The organism is Sorangium sp. So ce448 (assembly GCF_051520915.1).
Taxonomy (GTDB): Bacteria; Myxococcota_A; Polyangia; order Polyangiales; family Polyangiaceae; genus Sorangium; species Sorangium cellulosum_B.
In genome coordinates, this window is sequence record NZ_CP150343.1 from 10,591,642 (window position 1) to 10,612,810 (window position 21,169).

Here is a 21,169-nt window from a genome sequence, read left to right on the forward strand (position 1 = left end):
CAATTTTCTGATGGGCGCTCGCTCGTTCACGCGCCACGCTTCCCATGTCCGAGGCGCCCGTGCGCCAGCTGCGTGCGCCTCGAACCCCGAACAGGAGCCAGGTGCATGAGCGACGCGATGTGGGCGCTGACGTACAACCGCGAGAAGCAGCCGTGGGAGTCCACCGTCGGGCTGGCCAAGGATCAGGTCGAGCGCCCGGCGATCGACGAGGCCAGGGACTACCACGACCGCGCGAGCGTCCTCGTCAAGCCGATCATGACGGGCTTCTGCGGCTCGGATCGCGGCATCTGGTTCCGCAGCGCCTTCAAGGACATGATCCTCTCGTCGCTCGATCGCGATCGGAAGGCGACGCGCACGATCGGCCACGAGCTGCTCGGCCGCGTGGTCGACCTCGGGACCGACGCGCGCCGGTCCTTCGGGCTTCAGATCGGCGACATCGTGTCGACCGAGAGCCACATCGCCTGCGGCGCTTGCTACCAGTGCCGCGTCGGCGACACCCACGTGTGCGCGGACGACAAGATCATCGGGATCAGCGAGGATGGCTGCTTCGCCGAGCTCGTCAAGCTGCCCGCGAAGAACCTCTGGCGCACCGACATCGCGAGGATCCGGCCCGAGGTCGCCGCGGTGCAGGAGCCGTTCGGCAACGCCGTGCACGCGTGCACCAAGGTGAACCTCCGCGGCAAGCGCGTGGCGATCTTCGGCTGCGGGACCATCGGCCTGTTCGCGATCGCGATCGCCCGGGCGATGGGGGCGATCTACGTCATCGGCGTCGAGCCGGCGGAGCGGAACGCCGAGATGGCCCGCCGCCTGGGCGCCGACGCGATCCTGCGCCCGCACCGGGCCAGCCCCGAGCGGCCCCACGCGAGCGATCCCGAGCTGACGGAGCGGGTGCGGAAGCTCACGGACGGCGTCGGCGTCGACGTGGTGCTCGAGATGAGCGGCGTGAACAGCAGCGTCAACAACGCGATCCACGCGGCGAGGCGCGGGGGCGACGTGATCCTCTTCGGCCTGAAGAGCGGTGACGCGGTGATCGAGAACTTCGACCGCCTCATCGTGGACGGCATCAGCCTCCACAGCGTGATCGGCCGGCGCATCTTCGAGACGTGGCACATCACGCGCCACCTGCTCGAGTCGCGCGATCCGAACATCCACGACCTCATCTGGGAGGTCATCCTGAACCGGGGCGAGGGGACGGTGTTCGACTTCGAGGACTACGACGCGGCGGCCTTCCAGGAGGCGATCTCGAGCCACCCGAAGGTGATCCTCCGCTACTGAGCCGCTCAGGCGACGACGCCGAGACGCCGGCCGACCCGCTGGAAGGCGTCGATCGCCTGATCGACGTGCTCGGGCTCGTGCGCGGCGGAGAGCTGCACCCGGATGCGGGCCTCGCCCTTCGGCACGACGGGGTACGAGAAGCCGATGACGTAGATGCCCTCGGCGAGCAGCGCCTTCGCCATCTCGTTCGCGAGCTGCGCGTCGCCCAGCATGATGGGCACGATCGGGTGGATGCCGGGCTTGATGGTGAAGCCGGCCTGCGTCATCCCCTGCCGGAACCGGCGCGCGTTCTCCATCACCCGCAGGCGCAGCGAGGGCTCCGCGTCGATGAGGTCGAACACGGCGATCGAGGCGCCGGCGATCGCCGGGGCGAGCGTGTTGGAGAACAGGTACGGCCGCGATCGCTGCCGGAGCAGGTCGACGATCGGCTGCCGGCCGGTCGTGAAGCCGCCGCTCGCCCCGCCCAGCGCCTTGCCCAGCGTGGAGGTGATCACGTCGACGCGGTGCATGACGCCGCAGAGCTCCGCGGTCCCGCGCCCCGTCGGACCGATGAACCCGGTCGCGTGCGAGTCGTCGACCATCACCATCGCGCGGTACTTGTCGGCGAGATCGCAGATGGTATCGAGCTTCGCCAGGTACCCGTCCATCGAGAACACGCCGTCGGTGGCGATGAGCCGGAGCCGCTTGCCCGCCGTCGCGCGGAGGATGTCCTCGAGGGCGGCCATGTCCCCGTTCGGGTAGCGGTGCCGCTCGGCCTTGCAGAGGCGGACACCGTCGATGATCGACGCGTGGTTCAGCGCGTCCGAGATGACGGCGTCCTCCTCGCCGAGGAGCGTCTCGAAGAGGCCGCCGTTCGCGTCGAAGCACGACGAGTAGAGGATGGCGTCCTCTGTGCCGAAGAAGCGGGCGATCCTGGACTCCAGCCGCCGGTGGAGGTCCTGCGTGCCGCAGATGAAGCGCACGCTGGAGAGGCCGAAGCCGTGCGTGTCGATTGCCTCCTTCGCCGCCGCGATGACCGCCGGGTGCGACGACAGGCCAAGGTAGTTGTTCGCGCAGAAGTTGAGGACCCCGGCGCCACCTTCGGTCCGGATCACCGGCCCCTGCGGCGTCGCGAGGATCCGCTCTTCCTTGTAGAGACCCGCCGCACGGATGTCCTCCAACGCCCGTACGTACAGTGACCGAGCGACATCGAACATGACGTCGTTATAAAACGGGGCTGTCAGCCGGTCGACGGGGGAACGCCGTCCGGACACCCAGGGCGGCGCTGCTCATGGGCCTGAGCGCCAGCAGGCGACCCCGGACACGAGAGGCAGGGTGCACGCGGCTTTGTCGCGCGCGGCGCGGCCGCGGCCTACTCGATCCGGGAGGCCCGTGGCAGAACGGGCAGCGTCCAGCGCCGCGCGATCGCCGTGCGGCTCGCGTCCCGTGCGCCAGCGCGCGCCGCGCGAGCCGAGCGCACGAACGGCGCCCTCGGGAGGAGCAGGCATGACGGAAGCCAGGGGGGACTTCCGGCGAAGCGCCGGTGTGCTGTGCGCTGTCGCGTCGCTCGCGGCCGCCGCGAGCAACCCGGGCTGCAGCCGCGCGGAGGATCCGCCCGGACGGACCAGCGCGGGCTCCACCGGCGGAGCGCCAGGCACGACCGCGGCGAGCGGAACGGGAGGCGGGGGCGGCGCGGGGGGGGATGCTCCCTATGCGGCGTTGCCGCTCGTCCCGGCGATCGCGTTCGACGCGACGCCGGATGTCGCCGGGGCGTACGTGTACTTCACCGCTCTTGGCGCGGACGGCAGGGCCGGGGTCTTCAGGATCGGCGCGCAAGGCGGCGCGGGCGCCGCCGAGATCGCGGCTGGTCCGCCGCTCGTGGCGCCGCTCGGGATCGCGACCAGCGCGGACGGCGGTCGCGTCTTCGTGGCCGACCCAGGCGCGGGCGACCCGGCGCTCGACGACGCGGGCGCCCTCTTCGCGATCGACCTGCCCGGCGGCGCCGTCGCCCCGATCGACGGCGGCGAGGGGCTGAGCGCGCGCGGCCTCGAGGTCGCCCGCGGCGCGGACAACGAGGAGCGGATCATCTTCTCGGGGCGCGATCGCGACGATGGCCAGCCCGGCGTGTTCTCGCTGCCGGCGCGCGGCGGCGAGGTGTCGGCGCTCGCCAAGGGGAGCCCGCTCGTCGACCCGAGCGGGATCGCGGTCGCCGGCCGGGGCGACGTCTTCGTGTGCGACACCCTCGCGAGCCCCGACAAGACGGCGACCATCTTCAGGATCGAGGACGGCTTCGTGAGCCCGTTCGCGACCGGGCTCCACGTCGGTACTCCGTGCGGCATCGCGCTGACGCGCGACGACGCGGCGCTGCTCGTGCTCACGCGCGACCCGATCCGAGGCGCCGACGAGGTCGTGTGGATCGAGGTGGCGTCGGGGGCGCGCTCGGCGACGGCCGCCGGCGCGCCTGGCCACGACGAGCCCGGGGGGCTGCACCGCGCGAGGGGCGCCGACGTCTTCGCGTTCGTCGATCACAGGGCCCAGGAGCAAGGCTCGGTGTTCCTGCTCAGGCAATGAGCCGCAGAGGAGCGATGGAAGGACCCGCACGCATGATCCACAGACCGTCGCGCGCCGTCGCCGTCTTCACGGCGTCCGTCGCGCTGAGCGCGCCCAGCCTCGCCGCAGCGTCGAGCCACCGCGAGGCGCCGGCCATCGCGAGGGATCCGGCCGCCGACAACACCGACCTGTACGCGTGGGTGGAGGGCGGCAACCTCGTGATCCTCGCGAGCTACATTCCGCTCGAGGAGCCCGCCAGCGGGCCGAACTTCCACGGCTTCTCGGACGACGTGCTCTACGAGGTGCACATCGCGCGCGGGCCGTCGAGCCTCGAGGACGCGCTGACCTATCAGTTCCGGTTCTCGACCAGGCCGTACGTGGCGGCGGATCCGGCGGGGCTCACGCCGGCGCCGAGCGGCGGCAACGAGTTCTTCTCGCAGCTCGCCGGCGGGGAGCAGACGTACACCGTGACGAAGATCGAGGGCGGCGCGTCGACCGTGCTCCTGAGGGACGCCCCGGTCGCGCCGCCGAACATCGGGAGGAGGACGAACCAGCTCGCCTACCGGATCACCGGCGGCGGCTACCCGGCCTTCGCGACGTCCTCGAAGTTCCTCAAGCAGATGGCGGGCGGCACGGGGCGCGCCTGGGCAGGGCCGCGCGACGACGGCTTCTACGCGGATCTCGGCCGCGCGTCCGATCTGGCGGGGCTGTGCCCGCTCCTCGCGGCGCCGAACCCGTCGTGCACCGCGCGCGACAACCTCGCCGGCTTCAACGTCCACACGCTCGCGCTCGAGATCCCGCTCGCCGCGGTCAACGGCGGCGTAGAGCCGACGCCGGGGCCGAGCGACGGGCAGACGCTCGGCGTCTGGGCCTCCGCGAGCCGCCGCAAGGTGCGGATCCTGCGCGCGAACGGCAAGGAAGATGGCCTCGGTCCCTGGGTCCAGGTGTCGCGTGTCGGCCTGCCGCTGATCAACACCTGGATCATCGGCCTGCAGGACAAGGACAAGTACAACCGCGCGCACCCGCGCGACGATCTCGCCAACTTCGGAGCCTACTTCCTGAACCCGATCCTGGTGCGGGACGCCGAGTTCGCCGGGCTCTACCAGGCAGGCCAGCCGCTCGCGGCCTTCGATCCCGAGGCGCTGAAGCAGAGCAGGACCGACCTCATCGACGCCTTCAACCTGAAGCCCGCGAGCCTCGGAGGACACAGCCTGGAGACCGTCGGCGACGTGCTCCGGATCGATCTGGGCATGCCATCGGGCTTCCCGAACGGCCGCGCGCTGGTCCCCGGCGCGGATCACGAGCAGACCGACGTCACCGACGCGCTGCTCACGCTCGTCCTGACCGGCGCGCTCGGCGCGACGGCGGGCGACGGCGTGGGCGCGAACGACGCGCGGTTCCTCCCGGCCTTCCCTTACCTCGCGACGGCCTGGGAGGGCGCGACCCAGGGCCACTTCCGGCCCTGAGCCGCCCGGCGTGGCGCAGCGCGCGCAGCTCGCCCGTCACGGCGCAGCGCACCGCATCCCGCACACGCCGCCCGCGGCGCCCCCGCGCGCTCGTCGAACACACGCGGCGCGGCACTCGCCGTCGCGCGTGCAGGCCTCGCCCTCGGCCTTCGGCGCCGCGCAGCGCCTGTCCACGCAGCGCGCGCCGGCCGCGCAGAGCCCGCCGAGGCAGGCGGCGCCGGCGGGGGGCAGCGCCGCCTCGCTGCAGCGCGCGTCGACGCAGCGGCGGCCCGTCCCGCAGGCCGCGTGGGCCTCGCACCGGCCGCCGAGCGGGAGGTCGTCCGCGCACGCGCGCCCGGCGCAGTGGCCGCGGCACTCGGGGTGCGCCTCGGCGTAGCGCGTCTGCCGGGTCACCGCGGCCAGCGCGTCGACCGAGAGGCCGCAGGGCCCCGCGGCGCGCGGGGCGCGGCAGGTGCCCGCGTCGGTGGGGCCTGCGCCGTCGCAGCGCAGCCCGCCCGCGCACTCGAGCGACGACCGGCACCGGGCCCCCTCGTCGAGCGCGCCCCGCACGATCCCCTCGCACGCGGGCGGGACCGGGGCGGCGAGAGGAGAGACCCAATCGCATCCATCGAGCGACCGTTCCATCGCCTCGACACAGCGGTCCACCTCGTCGGTCGATAGCGTCACCGCCCGCGCGCGCACCGCGACGCTCAGGGCGCGCGCGCACTCGGCGGCGGCCTGGAAGCCCGCGGCGCCGCCGCAGCACGCCGCCTTGCGCCGCGCGGGCAACGCATGAAGCGCGTCGCACAGCCGAGCCGCGAGCGGCTCCGGCGCGCCCTCGGCCTTCCCGTAGACGGGGGAGATCTCGTCGCCCGGCAGGTTCTCCGCGGGCCCTGCCGGCGAGGGCGCCGCGGTCGCGCCCGCCTCCGGCGAGGGCGTCGCGGTCGCGCCCGCCTCCGGCGAGGTGCGGCGAGCACACGCGGCGCAGAGGGGCACGATCAGCGCCGCGGCGCAGAGCCGCTGCAGGCGGTGGCCATCCGTCTGGACAGGCAATGCGATCTCCTCCGCGCTGCGCGCTGCTGGTCGATCGAACGATGCGCTGGAGCGGCGAGCTTGCCGGCGCAGGCCGGCGAGGCAAGCTCTTTCGCGATCGGATCGAGCCTGTGACGCCCCCGGGTGAGCCGCGGCGCGCCCAGGGCGGAGCTCCAGCGCGAGGGGAGGTCAGCGCTCCGATGCTGCGACGAACGGGTTGCCTCTTCGCCTGCGCTGCCCTGAGCGGAAGCCTCGGTTGCACCGAGCGGCCGCGCGCCGAGGCCGTCCCGGCCGCGACGACATCGACCGGGCACGCCGCCGAGATGCCGGCGCCCTCGAGCCTCGACGCGGCGCGCGCGCTCGCGCTCGCGGCCCCAGCGGGTGCGAGCGCGGTCGATCGCGAGATCGATGCGCTGTCCCGACGCCTCGCGACGGCGCCCGCCGGCGCTGATCTCTGGAGCGCGCTCGGCCACGCGTGGCTCCGAAAGGCGCGCGCCTCGGGCGATCCGTCGCTCTACGGCCGGGCTCACGCGTGCGCGGAGGTCGGGCTCGCGCTGGCCGCAGCGGATCGCGCGTCGCTCAACCTGCTCGGCCTCGCGCTGATCCACGAGCGCAGGTTCACCGAGGCGCGCGACGCGGCGAAACGGGTCCTCTCGCTGGACGAGGGCGACGCGATCGCGCTCGGGACGCTCAGCGACGCCGCCCTCGCGCTCGGCGCCTTCCAGGTCGCGGCGCACGCGGCGCAGCGGATGGTCGATCAGCGGCCCGGCCTGCCGTCCTACGCGCGGGCCGCACAGCTCCGGTGGCTCCAGGGCGACGCGGCGACGGCGAAGCGGATCATCCGCCTCGCGATCGACGCCGGCGACCCGGGCGAACCCGAGGCGCTCGCGTGGACCCTGACCCAGGCGGCCATGATGTTCTGGCACGAGGGCGACCACGAGGGCGCAGACCTGGGCTTCGAGCGGGCGCTCGCCGCGCAGGCCGGGTATCCGCCGGCGCTCGCCGGCAGGGCGCGCGTCGCGCTGGCCCGCGGCGCGTGGGGCCGCGCCGTCGAGCTCCTCGAGCGGGCCCACCGGCAGCGTCCGGACGCGGAGACCGCGTGGCTGCTCGGCGACGCCAGGATGGCTGCGGGCGACCACGCCGGCGCAGCGCGGGCCTACGCCGGCGCGGTCGACGCGGGGCAGCGGTCGGACCGGCGGACCCTCGCGCTGTACTACGCGACCAAGGGCCTGGAGCGCGACGAGGCGCTCCGCCTCGCCGCCGCGGAGCGCGCCGTCCGCGCAGACATCTACACCGAGGACACCCACGCCTGGGCGCTGTACCGCGCGGGCAAGCTGGCCGAAGCGCGCGCGGCCAGCGACAGGGCGCTGGCGCTCGGCACGAGGGACGCGCGCTTGCTCTACCACGCCGGGGCGATCCGGATCGCCCTGGGGGACCTGGCGCGAGGCGAGCGGCTCGTGCGGGACGCGCTCGATCTGAACCCCAGGTTCGACATGACAGGGGCTGACGAGGCCGAGCAGCTCCTCGCGCGTCGCAAGGCCCCCCGCGGCCCGGCGCGCTGACGGCCTGATCGATGAGCGGCGCGCGAGGCGCGCTGAGGGGGAGCACGCGAGGGCGTGCCTTGTTGTGAAAGCTCTGGAGTCCGGCCGAGGGGGACTCGACCTCAGGTGTCGTATTTCACGGTCGACGGGACCACCAGCGGTGGAGGAGCTATCGCAGGTTGCGACGGCGCAGGGGCGAGCTCATCGGTGGGGTCCGAGCCTGGCTGGCTCTTCGGTGGCTGGCCATGGAGCTCCCGCAGCCGGGCGGGCGCGGGTTCGATCGCTGTCGGGGCCTCCTCTCCTCCCGTCTCCCCCGCCGCGACGGGGGGCACGCTCACCGCGGGCGGCGGCGGGACGAACATCCTCGGCACCTGGATGGAGCGGGCGATCGACGCGACCTCCGGGAAGCTCATGGCCATCCGCTCGACAAACGCCGCACGGGCCGCATCATCGGGGGCGCTCGCCGAGGCCTTCGCGACCCGCAGGGCCGACCAGAGCTCGTAATACCAGGCGGAGAGGGAGGCATGCGCTTCCAGCAGGTCACGAATGGTATCCTCGGAAACGATGATGTTCTTGCCCATGGGCGAGAGGATACATGACCGAGCGACGCCTCCCACCTCGTTCGAGCGGCACAACACCTGAGGAGCGGGCACCGGACCCGACCTCGACGCGCGCGGCGCCCGGCGCTCTCCGCGGCCACGGGACGCCGCGCGACGACGCCACGTCGCTCAGGATCGTCACCTATAACGTCCGCTACTTCGGGCACGGCACGCGGGGCATCGCCTCGACCAGCGCCGCCATCACCCGGATCGCGACGACGCTCGCGCGGATGTCCCCGCTGCCCGATCTCGTGTGCCTCCAGGAGGTCGAGACCCAGTCGCTGAGGTCCTCGACGATGAACCCGCGCTGGCACCCGGAGGAGACCCAGCTCGATCGCCTGATGACGGAGCTGCACGCGGCGCTGGCGCAGGCAGAGCGGCGCGAGCGCTACGTCGCCTACTACTTCCCCGCGCACACCTACAGGCTTACCTCGCGGACGAACATCTACACGACCGGGCTCGCGGTGCTCGCGCGCGACACATTCCACATCGGACACCACAACGCCGAGCGCCCGCACGACATCACCCATCGGCGGGGGGTCAAGAGCCTGAAGCAGACCCGCATCTGCGCGCACGTGTCGTTCGAGCACGAGAGCGGGCAGAGCTTCGATGTGTTCAACACCCACCTCAGCCTGCCGAGCGTGTTCTCGCGGGAGTTCTGGACAGGCGACGCGCGGATGGGGTTCGGGCCGAATCAGATCGAGGAGGCGAGGGTGCTCGCCGATTTCGTCCGCCGCGAGCGCCGGAGCGACAATTTCGTGGTGGTCGGCGATTTCAACTCGCTGCCAGGCTCGCCGGTCGATCGCTTCCTGCGCGAGGAGATCGGCTTCGTGGACGCGTTCGCGAAGGTCCGCTGCCTCTCCGAGACAGAGGCGCGCGCCTTCCCGACGGCCGGCTTCATGAACCTCCGCATGCACCTCGACCACGTCTACTCGTCCGAGCGCCTCCAGTGGCTGGACTTCACGGGCACGCACCCGTTCGGGCACAAGGGCGCGTTCGCGGGGCTGTCCGATCATGTCCCCCTGATCGCGCGCTGCCGGCTGCCGGGCTCCGCGGGCTGATCTCCGCGCGGCGCCGCCGCTCTGGGCGCGGCGCGGCGGAGCGCGGCGCGGCGGCCGTTCACCCCGGCAGCCAGAGCAGGTCGTCCATGATGGGCTCGAGGCACGCGGAGATCTGGGGGCCGAGATCGCCGCCGCACGCGAGCTTGCCGAAGCAGGCGCGGACCTCGTGCCGGCCACGGCTGTTCATCGCGCCGATGGCTCGCTCGAGCTGCGGGCCGAGGCCGTCCTCCAGGCTCTGCCGGCAGGTGTCGTAGTCGAGGTCTCCGCACCCCGCGAGGCGGCCGCAGAGGACGGCCATGTACGGCGCCAGATCGGCGCGCGGGAGCGTGGTCGCCGTCATGGCCTCGGAGCCGCAGCGGCTCACCTCCTCCGCATAGGCGGCGGTGAAGGGATCGCCCTCGAAGCGCCGCAGCGCTGCCAGCGAGCACTCCGAGGTCGCGCGGAGCATCTTCGGCGAGGCCATCGTCGTCATCTGCGTGCATTGCTCGAACTTCGGCCAGCCTTTCGCCTGCTCGGTGGCCCGCTCGTAGAGCGCCTCGAGGTAAACGCACCAGGCGCGCTGGGCCTCGCGCTGCTCGCGCTGCTCGCGCTGCTCGACGCTCGCCCCCCGCGCGCCCTGCCCTTCGGGCGATGCCTGCGCGGGTCGCGCGGGCGCCTTCGCGGAGGCGGCGGGCGCCGACGCGCCGCCGCATCCCGACGCGAGGGCCGCGGAGATCAGCGAGGCCGCGCCGAGCATGGAGACGGCGGCGCGGAAGCTGCGTTCATGGATTGTGCCTTTCACGGGAGCCCCCCTTCGTCGAACAGGCTGCGCAGCAGCTTTCCTGGCCCATCGAGGCCACGCGCGTGCAGAACCGGCCCAGCGACGTCCACGTGCACAGCCCAGGCCACACGCGCGCCGGCCGAGGCGGCGTCGGGCGAGCGGAGGCGCTCGGGGCGCGCGGGGCGCGCGGCGGCGGAGCGGCGCGCGGTCTTTGCTCGATCAGCGGCCGGACCGGGAGCCGGGCCGCTGGCCGATGAGCAGCTTGAGCTTGAAGAGCGCGCCGATCTGCCCGCGGTCCATGGCGATGCGCGGGAAATTCAGGGGGTCGAAGGAAGAGAGCATGCAAAGGCCGGAGTTGTTGGTGAAGCCGATCTCGAAGCCGGCCTCCTTCACGGCGCGATGGAAGGCGCCGCACAGGCTGTATCCGACGGGGTACGCGACCGCGTGCACGGCCTCGTTCAGGGCGTCGGAGAGCACGCGCCGGGAGCGCGCAAGATCGCGAGTGGCCTCTTCCGGCGAGAGCGTCTGGAGGACACGATGGCTGTGCGAGTGCGACTGCACGTCCATGCCCGCCCGGCGCAGCGCCCCGATGTGGTTCCAGTCCATGATCGTCCTGGTCGCGAGCGCGCGCTCCTCGCCGAGGTCGATCGACACCCCCGTGGCGCGCTCGATCTCGTCCCAGAGGCGCCCGATGTCGACCCCGGAGGTGCGCTTGATGGTCTGGCAGACGAGCATCGCCGCCGCGATCGGGTCGCGCAGCGGCTCGAGCACGAGGGTCGCTGGGTAGGCGATCTCGACGCGCGCCCGACGGCACCGGTGCATGAGGAGCGCGACGCGATCCCACCAGAAGAGGCGGCCCCTGTCGGGGTATCCGGTGGCGATGAAGAACGTGGCCGTGACCCCCGCGCGCTGGAGGAGGGGCAACGCGACGTCGTGGTTGTCACGGTAGCCGTCGTCGAACGCGACCATGACGGGGTTCGGCGGGAGCTTCCGCCCCTTCGCGAGGAGCCGCACGTCCCGGAGGGACACCACGGTGCCGTGCGTCTTGATGACCGCGAGCTGCTCCTCGAACTCGCGCGCGCTCACCTCGGCGACCCCCGGATCGAGCTCGTCCACCTCCGAGACTTCCGCGATGCGGTGGTAGGTGAACACGGACAGCACGGGCAGCCGAAGCTTCGCGCGCAGCCAGAGGAAGCGATCCAGGAGCCCGAGGGTGTCGAGCACCCCGGCGGCCAGCACACGACGACCGCGCGGCAACCTCCTGCGGATCCACGTCAGTGGATGTGCGACGACGTACACGGATGTATTCCAGCACACATCCGACGTTCGTGCTTGCTCTCGAGACCGGCTCCGACGGCGAAGCTCTTGCGCTTCCGGCGGGTGGGCCGCCGACCGGGGAATCCGAGGCGGCAGCGATCCCGCTAAAGTGGCGCCCGATGTTCTCGACGGACGCGGACGCCCCCCAACCTGGGTCGGACGTACCTCAACCTGGGTCGACGGACGCGGACGCCCCCCAACCTGGGTCGGACGTACCTCAACCTGGGTCGACGGGCGTGGACGTACCCCAACCTGGGTCGGACGCACCTCAACCTGGGTCGACGGGCGTGGACGTACCCCAACCTGGGTCGGACGTACCTCAACCTGGGTCGGACGATGGCCCCCCGTCGAGGCCGCCCTCGCCCCAACCTGGTTCGGTCCCGCCTCAACCTGAGTCAGTCGCGGCGCCTCTGTCGAAGCCGCTCTCGCCGCTCGGCACCGCCGGAGTTGCGCTGGCGACAGCAACCATCCTGTTTGGGCTGGGGGTGTACACCGTCGAGACGAGCCTGCCCGAGCTGGCGGCACGCAGCCGAGCGCCTCGCCCGGCGATCGTGACCACCGGCGGTCCTGTAAGCGTCACCGCTGTGGCTTCAAAGCAAGCAGCCGTCCCCGTGCAGCTGGCGAGCGCGACCAACGCCACGGCACAGCCGACGCCGACCGCATCCCCGACGCCACGTGCTGAGGCTGCGCCACCGCCAGTACCGCCAAGCACCGAGGCCGCGGCACCTCCAGCACCATCAGCCACCGAGACGGCAGCTCTTCAACAACAGACATCCGTCGACGCTGCAGCGACGACTCCGCCGACCCCGCGAAAGGGCCACGGCCTGCTCAAGCTCAACTCTTCCCGGAATGCGACCGTCTACGTGACGGGCGTGCCAGTGGGGCCCAGCGAGCGACCCGTCGAGGTGCGTTGCGGGCGCTTTTTCGTTCGACTCGGCGAGCCGACGCGCGACGGCACGCGATGGCTCACCGAGGGCAGGACCGTCCGCGTCAAGTGCGGTGTGCTGACGGAGGTGAGCTTCTGAGCTCGTCCGCCCCGCTCTCGGCCGTCGCGAGGACGAGGTAGATCACCGAAACGGCGCCCGCGCCGAGGAGCGCATCTCGACACGCCGCGAGCGTGGCCCCCGTGGTCGCCACGTCGTCGATGAGCGCGACCCTCCGGCGCTGGACGCGCTCGGGCGCGTGCACGCGAAACGCACCTGCCACGTTCTGCAGGCGGCGATCGCGCGGGAGCTGCGCCTGCTGCGCGGTGGGACGGACACGGCAGAGGGCCCGTGGGGCGAAGGACACCGCGAGTCCGTCAGCGACGTGCGCGGCCAGGAGGGCGGCCTGGTTGTACCCGCGCTCGGCGAGACGGCGCGGATGCAGCGGCACCGGGACAACGAGGTCGACGCGCACCTCCGCATCGCGCGCCGCGCAGAGCAGCAACCGGCCGAGGGGGCGCGCGAGATCCGGACGATCTCCGTACTTGAAGCGCCGGATACCTTCCGCAACCGCCCCGCCAAACGGAGCGAACGCGACGAGAGGTGCTCCCGCCGCGGCGCGCGTGCCCGCACGTCTTCGCGGCGCCCCCTCCGCGTAAGGCACGGAGGTCCGCGCGCAATCGGCGCAGAACACCGAGGCATCGGCGATCGGGGTGTCACAGCCCGCACAGGCCGGCGGGCTGAGCGTGCGCGCAGCGGCGGCGACCACGGAGCGGACTGCGGCGACGAGGGCGCTGGAAAGGCTCATGAGCTACCAGCGCGATCTTCGTCGTGAGTGGACGTGCGGTTGCGTGGGCGCACGAAAGAAGATCTCTTTGCAAACGACGCGCGGTACGATCGCGATCATCGTGGTTCACGTCCTGAAATTCCGGCGCTCTACCAGCTGGCGGAGGGGCCCCCGTTGAGCGCGTGGAGATGGACGGATGAGCGTGGCGTCCAGCGGAGCCTGGGCACCGCCGAGCTGCGCAGCGCGCTGGCTGCCGGGATCATTCCAGGCTCCACGCTCGTCTGGCGCAGGGGCATGGACGCCTGGGCGCCCGCGTCCAGGCAGCCGGAGCTCGCCGACGCCGCCCAGCTCCGGCGCAAGCCCGAGGCGCGCACCGCTGCGCCCGAGGGGCCGGCCGCCGGGGTGGAAGAGGCCGCTCGCGAGGACGGCGCGGCGCTGGAGCTCGAGCTCATCGAGGATCTGGGTGCGGCGCCCGCCCGCAGCGGGCAGCCCGTCGGCCCGGCGCCCGCGGAGAGGTCCTCGAACGGGCGGAGGCCCGCGGCGCCGCACGCGAGCCGGGCGACAACGCGACCGAAGCCGCCTCCCCTGCCGCCGCGCAAGCGAGAGTCCATGGCGACGCTCACGGGCGTCGAGGCGCCGGCAGACGCGCCGGCCAGCGGACAGAACGCGCCGATCGTCGTGCCAGCCGCGGGCGGAACGTTCGATGCGGGGGTCGCCCGCGCGATCACCCAGCTCCCCCGTTACGACGGCCCCTCGTCCGGCGACCAGGGACCGACCGAGATCCCGCGCGCGCCGAAGCTCCCCTCGGGGGCGGAGGAACCCGAGGAGACCTCCGGGGGTCAGCGCCCCGCAGACGCAGGCAGCGCCGCGGGAGGCGCCGGCGCGACGACGGACGGCGACGAGCCGGCGCCGCCGAGGCGCGCGGCGGGCGCGGCCGCGCCCAGCAGCCCGGGAACAGCGCCGAGAGCCGCGGGCGGTACGACGTCGCGCGCGGAGGCGAGACCACCCCGGCCGCCGCCTCTCCCCGTCGATCGCGACGCGGCGCCGGCGGGCGCTGCACCGCAGAACGATGGGCGCGGCGGTGCGACGACCGGCGCGGATCAGGCCGCCGGCAAGCCTCTTTCGGCGAGGCCACCGGCGCCGTCGAGCCCCGGCCGCGCCACGAAGCGCCCCGCGCTCACGGGGAAGCGTTCCGTGCCGCCACCTCCAGTTCCGGTCCGGTTCCCCGCGGTCGCCGCGAAGCGGCCTGCAGGCACGCGCGCGCCTGACGCGTCGGATCAGACGGCGGCCGGCGCAAAGGCCCTCGTCCGTCTCGGAGCGCTCCCCGCGCCGCCGCCGCGCCCCCCCGCGGACGCGCCCCGCGCCACGCCCCTGATGGCGGCGCCCCCCGCGCCGTCAGCCCCGCTGACGACGCCGACCTTGCCCCTCGCTGCGTCGGCCCCCCCGGCCGAAGCTGCGCCTGTCACGGGCGCCACCCCCACGGCGATGGCGTCGCCTGGCTCTCGCCCTGCGAGCCCAGCGACGTCCACCGACGGTCCCTCGCCCCGCAGCGCCGAGGACACGCCGGCCGCCGACGGCCGCGATCCCGCGGCGAGCCGCGATCGCGGCGACGCCCCGGAGCCCTCCACCACGGTGCTGCGCCGCGAGAGCCCGGAGCTCCCCACGCCGCCCGTGCCCAGCGAGACGAAGCGCTCTCCTCTGGCCGCCGAGGCGCCGATGGGGCGCCGCGAGTACGCGACGATCCCGTCGGTCGGCGTCGGATCGAGCGCATCGCAGGGGCACCCGGCGATGCGCTCGTGGCCGGGGCTGCCGGGGCTGCCGAACCCGCAGCGCAGCGCGACGGCTGCCGACGCGCTCCAGGCCTCGGGCCAGCGATCGGATCGGGGCTCTGTCCCCGGATCAGGCAACGGCCCGTCAGCGCTCAACCCGCGCGCGCTCGCGGCGCGACGCGGCGACGGCAAGGGGCTCTCTGCAGCGGTGACCGTGCCGGTCTCGTCGCTCATCGGCCTCTGCGGGGCGGCGGTGCTCATGAGCGTCGTCGCCTTCTTTGCGGGCCGCCGCTCCGTCACGACCGCGCACCAGTCGCCGGTCGGGACGGCGCGCACGACGCTCGGCGCAGCGCAGGACGCCGCGCGCTCGGCGATCCCCGTCCCGCCGAAGCCTTGCTGGGTGGCGCGTCAGCCCCAGCCATGGGCGCCGCTCGTTGCGAAGAGCATCCCCTTCGAGGTCACGGCGACGAAGGGCGGCAAGCTCGTGGTGGGGTACGCGAAGAGCGCCATGGAGGCCGTCGGCCTCGAGATCGATCCCGCGACCGGGGAGCGGAGCGAGCGGTTCTCGAACCGAGAGGCCTCCGACATCGTGAGCATCTCGCCGGTCGAGGAGCGCTTCACCGTGCTCACGGCAGCGCAGCAGGCCATCCGCTCTCCCGTCAGCGTGCCGGGGCCGAGGTCGTTCGTCGTCGGTCTTGCGGACGGCGCTCTGGTGGCGGCCGATGCTCCCGACGCCGCCCCCTCCCCGCTCTGGCCGGTGCAAGGGGATGAGCCGCTCGAGGCGCCGCGCGCGCTCGCGGCCGGCGCCGACGGCTACGCCGTCGCGTTCCGCCGCGAGAAGGCCGTGTGGGCAGGCTGGCTCGACGCCGAGCGCAAGCCCATCGGCGAGCTCACCCGGGTGACCGGCTCCGGAGGCTCGATCGGCAAGCCGTCGCTCGGATGGAACGAGCGCGCGCTCGCCGTCGTCTTTGCCGATCGGCCAACGGATGGACGATGGGAGATCCGCGCCGGGCAGGCCGCTCCGGGGTCCATCCCCAGGTCGACCCAGGTGATCCCGCTCCCTTCCGGCGGCCCCGGGGGAGACGCCTTCGCGCCGGACATCGCGGGGCTCGGCGATGGACGCTGGCTCCTCGTGTGGACCGAGGGCCCTCCGGGGAGCCGCGCCATGCGCGCGCAGACCCTGGCCGCCAACTTCTCCCCCATCGGGGATCCGATCGCGCTCTCGCCGCCGGCCGGGAACTTCGGGCAAGGCGTGCTCGGCGTATCGCGCTCGGGTTACGTGGGCGTGGTGTTCCTCTCGAAGCCTGCCGCGAGCTACGAGCTCTGGGGGGTCATCCTCCAATGTGGGTGACGAGGCCGCCGGACCGCGCGAGCCGGCTCCGCGCGGCGGCGCTCGCGCTGCTGCTGATCGCGCCGCACGCCCCCTTGCTCGGCGCGTGCGCCGCGCAGGTCTCGCTGCTCGATCAGGGACAGGCCCTGCGCACGGGCAAGCAGCCCTACGACGAGTTCTTCGAGGCCACCCGGGCGCTCCGCGACGAGTCGCTGAGGGCCGAGGAGCTCTCGAACGCAGCGCGGGGAGAACTGTCGCGCGCGCTGGGGCTCGATCCGAAATCGGACAGCAAGGCGACGCTCGAAGCGGCGCGCGTACGCGCGGCGGAGCTCCGCGCGGCGGGCGTGCTGCTCCAGGTCGAGCTCGTGCCAGAGGCGCGGATCGTGAACGCCCGTGGCGGGCGCTCGCTGGACGCGGAGGACAGGGACACCATCGCGGCGTTCGAGGCGTCCTTGAAGAGCTCCCTCGCGACGTCGAAGCAGCTCGGCGAGCTGTCCAGCCGCGCCGCGGAGCTCGAGAAGAAGCGGGCGTCGCTCTCGGCCGCATGGGCAGAGGCGCTCGCGGACGATCCGCAGCGTCGCGAGGTGAAGCACGAGCTCGAGGCGGCCGAGCGCGTGATCGCGGAGGCGGGCGCGGTCGCGGATCGACACGCCGGCAGGGCGTCGAAGCTCGCGCTCGATCTGGTGCTCGCCGTCGATTCGGGCGACGCTCCGGCGCGGCGGGGCGCGGCGAGCCGACCGCCGACGAGGCAGCCCGCCGCGAGCGTGAAGGCGCCGCCGCGGCGCGGGAGCAGCACGGGGGCCGCCCCCCCGAAGCCGCCGAAGCCACCGACGTCGCACGGCGAGGACGATTTCGATCCCTGACGTCATCTGAACGGCGCATGGCGCACGCCACATGGCGCGCGGCGCGCCAGCTGTCCCCGCCGGACGCCGGGGCCGTCGGGGAGGAGCGGAGCCGCTTCCCCACTTGTCCGACGCGCATCGGGACGCCTATCCTCGCGCGAGCGATCCAGGAGCGCGGCCCGCCTGAACGCCGCGGTCCTGGCCGCACATCTGCAGTTCGACGCCCCCGCGCTCCGGCCCTCCTCGCTGATGATCCGATCCCTGCCGTTCGCCTCCATCGCTCTGGGATCGGCGCTCCTCGCGCTCACGTTCGCGCCCAGGAGGGCGGCGGCGCAGGCGTCGCCGCAGTCGGAGGGCTTGGCCGTCGGCGGGTTCACGTTCCGCCCCTCGGTGGAGCTCCGGCTCCGCGGAGAGTTCCGCCGGTACCCGGTCGACACGGGCGGCGACGTCTACAGCTCGAACGCGGTGCTGGCCGAGGGCTTCGGAGGCGCGCTGCCGCCGCTCAGCGACACGGGCAACGTCGTCAAGACGCAGTGGTTCTTCGCCCAGCGCGCGCGCCTCGGGCTGACCGTCGAGCGCGGCCCCGTCACGGGCGTCGTCACGCTGCAGGACGCGCGGCTCTGGGGGAACGACGACGCGATCTTCGTCGGGCCGGGCGAGCCGGCCCTCCCGGAGACGGCGCCGTACGAGGCGTACATCGATCTGCGCACGCGCTCGGGACGCCGCGCCTTCATCCGGCTGGGCCGGCAGCGGATCGCGTGGGGGGATGGCCGCCTCGTCGGAGCGGACGACGAGACGCTCACCGGGCACTCGCTCGATGCGGTGCGCGCAGGGCTGCAGCTCGGCAACGTCGACCTCGAGGCGATGGCCGTGCTCCTCGCCGCGCCGGGAGGCGCTCCGCCCGAGGTGGCGGGGACGCGCAAGCCCATCGCCGCCGGGACAGGGGCCCAGCTCTACGGCCTGAACGCGATCTGGCGGTTCGCTCCCCTGCTCCACCTCGAGGCCACGGCGCTCGCGCGCATCACCCGGGAGCCGCGCCCGACCTGGCTCACGCCCGGCGACACCGTCGTCCTCGACGCGCGCCTCTCCGGCGACCGCCGGGGCTTTCGCTACGCGATCGAGGGGGCGTACGAGCTCGGTCGTGTGGCCACGTTCGCGGCCGACCGCGCTCTCGGCGCGTTCGCGGCCGCAGCGCGGGCAGAGCTCGAGACAGCGCTCCCCGCCCACCTCACCTTCAGCGCCCGCGGCGCTTACGCGACGGGCGACGATGGCGCGCTCGCGGTGGGCGAGACGCAGCGCCGCTTCGATCCGATCCTGCCCGACGCACAGAACAACCACGGCCCCATGGGGCTCTACGCGTGGTCCAACGTGATCGAGGGGGGCGGAAGCGTCCGCGCCTCACCCTTCGACCCGCTGACCGTCTCCGCCGGATACACGTTTGTCGGCCTCGCCTCTCCGACAGGCAGGTGGGTGACAGCGCGCCTCCTCCCGGTCGGCGCCGCCAGCGACAACGAGAGCCGGACGCTGGGCCACGAGATCGACGTCTCGCTCGCCTTGCAGCCATGGGAGTCGCTGCGCCTCGCGCTCGGCTATGGCCTGTTCATCTTCGGTGACGGCGCCCAGGCGATCTTCACGAAGGCGAACCGCGCGCACGACGACGGCCGCCCGGCGGATCTGCAGCAGTGGGCGTTCCTGCAGGCAACGCTGACCGCCCCCTGAGGCGATCCCGGGAGCGCGCCTGCTGCGCGCGCCGCTTTTCTGCTGGGGAAGTGAATCGAGGAGGCTCGAGGCGCCGCGGCGTCCCGCGTGGCGCCGCAGGTACGCGGGGGGCCGCCCGAGGCATCGGGCGCCGCCCCGCGCGCTTCGTGATCAGGTGCTCGGGGCGGGCTTCGGGGTGCCGAAGATGCTGGCCGCGCGGCGCTTCTCCTTGGCGGCGCGATCCCGATCGCTGTAGCTCGGGATCACGACGCGCTGGCGCTGCGGCAGCTCGCGGCCCCCGACGATGGCGTCGACCTCCTCGGCGTCCAGCGTCTCGCGCTCGAGGAGCGCCGTGGCGAGCCGCTCGAGGATCTCGCGGTTGTCCGTGAGGAGCTGCCGCGCCTCGGCGTGGGCGTCGAGGATGAACCGCCGCACCTCGTCGTCGATCTGGTTGGCGATCGTCTCCGAGTAGTCGCGGCGCCGGCTCGTGAAATCGCGCCCGAGGAACACGCTCTCCTCGTCCGCGCCGTACGAGATCGGCCCGATCACGTCGCTCATGCCGAACTCGGTCACCATGCGCCGCGCGAGGTTGGACGCCTGCTTGATGTCGTTGCCCGCGCCCGTCGTGAACTGGCCGAACACGATCTCCTCCGCCACGCGGCCGCCCATCAGCACCGACAGCCGCGCCTTGGCGAAGTCGCGCGACATGCTGAGCCGGTCCTCTTTCGGCAGCTGCTGCGTGAGGCCGAGCGCCGGGCCGCGCGGGATGATCGTCACCTTGTGGACCGGATCCGAGAACTTCTCCAGGAGCTTCGCGACGAGCGCGTGCCCGGCCTCGTGGTAGGCCGTGGTCCGCTTCTCCTCGTCGCTGATGACCATGCTGCGGCGCTCGGCGCCCATCAGCACCTTGTCCTTGGCCATCTCGAAGTCGACCATCGAGACGACGTCCTTGTCCTGACGCGCCGCGAGCAGGGCCGCCTCGTTGACCAGGTTCTCGATGTCGGCGCCGACGAACCCGGGCGTGCCCCGCGCCAGGATCTCCATGTCGACGTCCGGACCGAGCGGGACCTTCTTCGTGTGGACCCGGAGGATGCCCTCGCGGCCACGCACGTCGGGGCGGTTCACGACGATGCGCCGGTCGAAGCGGCCAGGTCGCAGGATGGCAGGGTCGAGGACGTCGGGGCGGTTCGTCGCGGCGACGATGATCACGCCCTCGTTCGACTCGAAGCCGTCCATCTCGACGAGCAGCTGATTCAACGTCTGCTCGCGCTCATCATGACCGCCGCCGAGCCCCGCGCCGCGGTGACGGCCGACCGCGTCGATCTCATCGATGAAGATGATGCACGGCGCGTGCTTCTTGCCCTGCTCGAACAGGTCGCGCACCCGGCTCGCGCCGACGCCGACGAACATCTCGACGAAATCCGAGCCGGAGATGGAGAAGAACGGCACACCCGCCTCGCCGGCGATCGCGCGCGCGAGCAGCGTCTTGCCCGTCCCGGGGGGGCCCATCATCAGGACGCCCTTCGGGATCCGGCCGCCGAGCTTCTGGAACTTCTTCGGGTCCTTGAGAAACGCGATGATCTCCTCGAGCTCGTCCTTCGCCTCGTCGATGCCCGCGACGTCGGCGAACGTCACCTTGTTCTGCGCCTCGCTGAGCAGCCGGGCGCGCGACTTGCCGAAGCTCATCGCCTTGCCGCCGCCGGCCTGGAGCTGGCGCATGAACAGATAGAACATCACGAGCAGGAAGACCGTCGGCAGGAGGTACATGATCGCCCCCGGCCAGAACGGCGACGTCTCTTCCTTCTCGAAGAACACCGCGACCTTGTTGTCGACGATCGTCTTCGTGATCTCGTCGGCGTTGTCAGGCCCGATCGTGACCTTCTTCGTCTTCGTCCCGCTCTTCGGGTCCTTGACCCAGAAGGTGTACTCGCGGTCCTTGATCGTGACCGACTCGACGTGCGGATCCTTGTCCTTGGCCTCGACCTGGACCTGGGCCATGAACTCGCTGAACGCGACTTGTGTGGCGGGCCGGGAATCCGGGCTCAAGAACTGCCAGATCGCCAAGAACATCATGATCAGCAGAACCCAGAGCAGCAGCGTCTTGTGCGATTGCTTCACGAGGACCCTCTAAGCTCGCGCGGCGAGCCGGCGTGTACTGAAATTGTACGCGTGTTCCAGTCAGCATGCCACCCGTCAGCTCGGTCGTCGACCGTGGGTCTCCACCGTGGTCACACGGCGAAAAAAGGGGGCTCGACAGGGGC

The 21,169-nt window shown here is 72.7% G+C and carries 15 protein-coding genes; 8 read left to right on the forward strand and 7 right to left on the reverse strand.

Annotated elements, in window-relative coordinates; all coding sequences use genetic code 11:
* The first annotated feature begins 105 nt into the window (after positions 1-105).
* Positions 106-1,275, forward strand: coding sequence for a zinc-binding dehydrogenase (locus WMF45_RS39910; protein ID WP_012239885.1), 1,170 nt, complete (start codon positions 106-108; stop codon positions 1,273-1,275).
* 5 nt (positions 1,276-1,280) lie between these two features.
* On the opposite strand, the gene kbl is transcribed toward WMF45_RS39910, so the two are convergent.
* Positions 1,281-2,471, reverse strand: coding sequence for a glycine C-acetyltransferase (gene kbl, locus WMF45_RS39915; protein WP_437711222.1), 1,191 nt, complete (start codon positions 2,469-2,471; stop codon positions 1,281-1,283).
* A gap of 289 nt (positions 2,472-2,760) precedes the next feature.
* Here kbl and WMF45_RS39920 point away from each other — a divergent pair, with 289 nt between their 5' ends.
* Positions 2,761-3,825: a hypothetical protein gene (locus WMF45_RS39920; RefSeq protein ID WP_437711224.1), complete on the forward strand. Its 1,065-nt coding sequence runs from the start codon at positions 2,761-2,763 to the stop codon at positions 3,823-3,825.
* Between the two features lie 32 nt (positions 3,826-3,857).
* Complete coding sequence (locus WMF45_RS39925; RefSeq protein WP_437711226.1) at positions 3,858-5,270, forward strand: DUF4331 domain-containing protein; 1,413 nt, start codon at positions 3,858-3,860, stop codon at positions 5,268-5,270.
* Positions 5,271-5,306: 36 nt separating this feature from the next.
* Here WMF45_RS39925 and WMF45_RS39930 read toward each other — a convergent pair whose 3' ends face one another.
* The gene (locus WMF45_RS39930) at positions 5,307-6,302 is read right to left on the reverse strand and encodes a hypothetical protein (protein ID WP_437711228.1); all 996 of its coding nucleotides are present in this window, start codon (positions 6,300-6,302) and stop codon (positions 5,307-5,309) included.
* Between the two features lie 179 nt (positions 6,303-6,481).
* On the opposite strand from WMF45_RS39930, the gene WMF45_RS39935 reads away from it, so the two are divergent.
* The gene (locus WMF45_RS39935) at positions 6,482-7,843 is read left to right on the forward strand and encodes a tetratricopeptide repeat protein (RefSeq protein ID WP_437711230.1); all 1,362 of its coding nucleotides are present in this window, start codon (positions 6,482-6,484) and stop codon (positions 7,841-7,843) included.
* Positions 7,844-7,944: 101 nt separating this feature from the next.
* Here WMF45_RS39935 and WMF45_RS39940 read toward each other — a convergent pair whose 3' ends face one another.
* Positions 7,945-8,403, reverse strand: a complete 459-nt coding sequence (locus tag WMF45_RS39940) for a hypothetical protein (protein ID WP_437711232.1) — start codon at positions 8,401-8,403, stop codon at positions 7,945-7,947.
* Positions 8,404-8,417: 14 nt separating this feature from the next.
* Here WMF45_RS39940 and WMF45_RS39945 point away from each other — a divergent pair, with 14 nt between their 5' ends.
* Positions 8,418-9,482, forward strand: a complete 1,065-nt coding sequence (locus WMF45_RS39945; protein WP_437711234.1) for an endonuclease/exonuclease/phosphatase family protein — start codon at positions 8,418-8,420, stop codon at positions 9,480-9,482.
* A gap of 58 nt (positions 9,483-9,540) precedes the next feature.
* Here WMF45_RS39945 and WMF45_RS39950 read toward each other — a convergent pair whose 3' ends face one another.
* The 3 genes from WMF45_RS39950 to WMF45_RS39960 all read right to left on the reverse strand — a co-directional run bounded on the left by WMF45_RS39950 (position 9,541) and on the right by WMF45_RS39960 (position 13,290).
* Positions 9,541-10,263, reverse strand: coding sequence for a hypothetical protein (locus WMF45_RS39950; protein WP_437711236.1), 723 nt, complete (start codon positions 10,261-10,263; stop codon positions 9,541-9,543).
* 198 nt (positions 10,264-10,461) lie between these two features.
* Complete coding sequence (locus tag WMF45_RS39955; protein WP_437711238.1) at positions 10,462-11,499, reverse strand: polysaccharide deacetylase family protein; 1,038 nt, start codon at positions 11,497-11,499, stop codon at positions 10,462-10,464.
* Between the two features lie 1,050 nt (positions 11,500-12,549).
* The gene (locus WMF45_RS39960; protein ID WP_437711240.1) at positions 12,550-13,290 is read right to left on the reverse strand and encodes a ComF family protein; all 741 of its coding nucleotides are present in this window, start codon (positions 13,288-13,290) and stop codon (positions 12,550-12,552) included.
* A gap of 153 nt (positions 13,291-13,443) precedes the next feature.
* Between WMF45_RS39960 and WMF45_RS39965 the strand changes: the two genes are divergently transcribed.
* The 3 genes from WMF45_RS39965 to WMF45_RS39975 all read left to right on the forward strand — a co-directional run bounded on the left by WMF45_RS39965 (position 13,444) and on the right by WMF45_RS39975 (position 18,929).
* A complete protein-coding gene (locus WMF45_RS39965) occupies positions 13,444-16,389 on the forward strand; it encodes a GYF domain-containing protein (RefSeq protein WP_437711242.1) in 2,946 nt (981 codons plus the stop codon).
* Positions 16,380-17,231, forward strand: coding sequence for a hypothetical protein (locus WMF45_RS39970; RefSeq protein ID WP_437711244.1), 852 nt, complete (start codon positions 16,380-16,382; stop codon positions 17,229-17,231). Before WMF45_RS39965 ends, WMF45_RS39970 begins: the two co-directional genes overlap by 10 nt.
* A 228-nt stretch (positions 17,232-17,459) precedes the next feature.
* A complete protein-coding gene (locus WMF45_RS39975) occupies positions 17,460-18,929 on the forward strand; it encodes an alginate export family protein (RefSeq protein ID WP_437711246.1) in 1,470 nt (489 codons plus the stop codon).
* A 150-nt stretch (positions 18,930-19,079) separates the two neighbouring features.
* Here WMF45_RS39975 and ftsH read toward each other — a convergent pair whose 3' ends face one another.
* A complete protein-coding gene (gene ftsH, locus WMF45_RS39980; protein WP_437711248.1) occupies positions 19,080-21,026 on the reverse strand; it encodes an ATP-dependent zinc metalloprotease FtsH in 1,947 nt (648 codons plus the stop codon).
* Positions 21,027-21,169 lie beyond the last annotated feature (143 nt).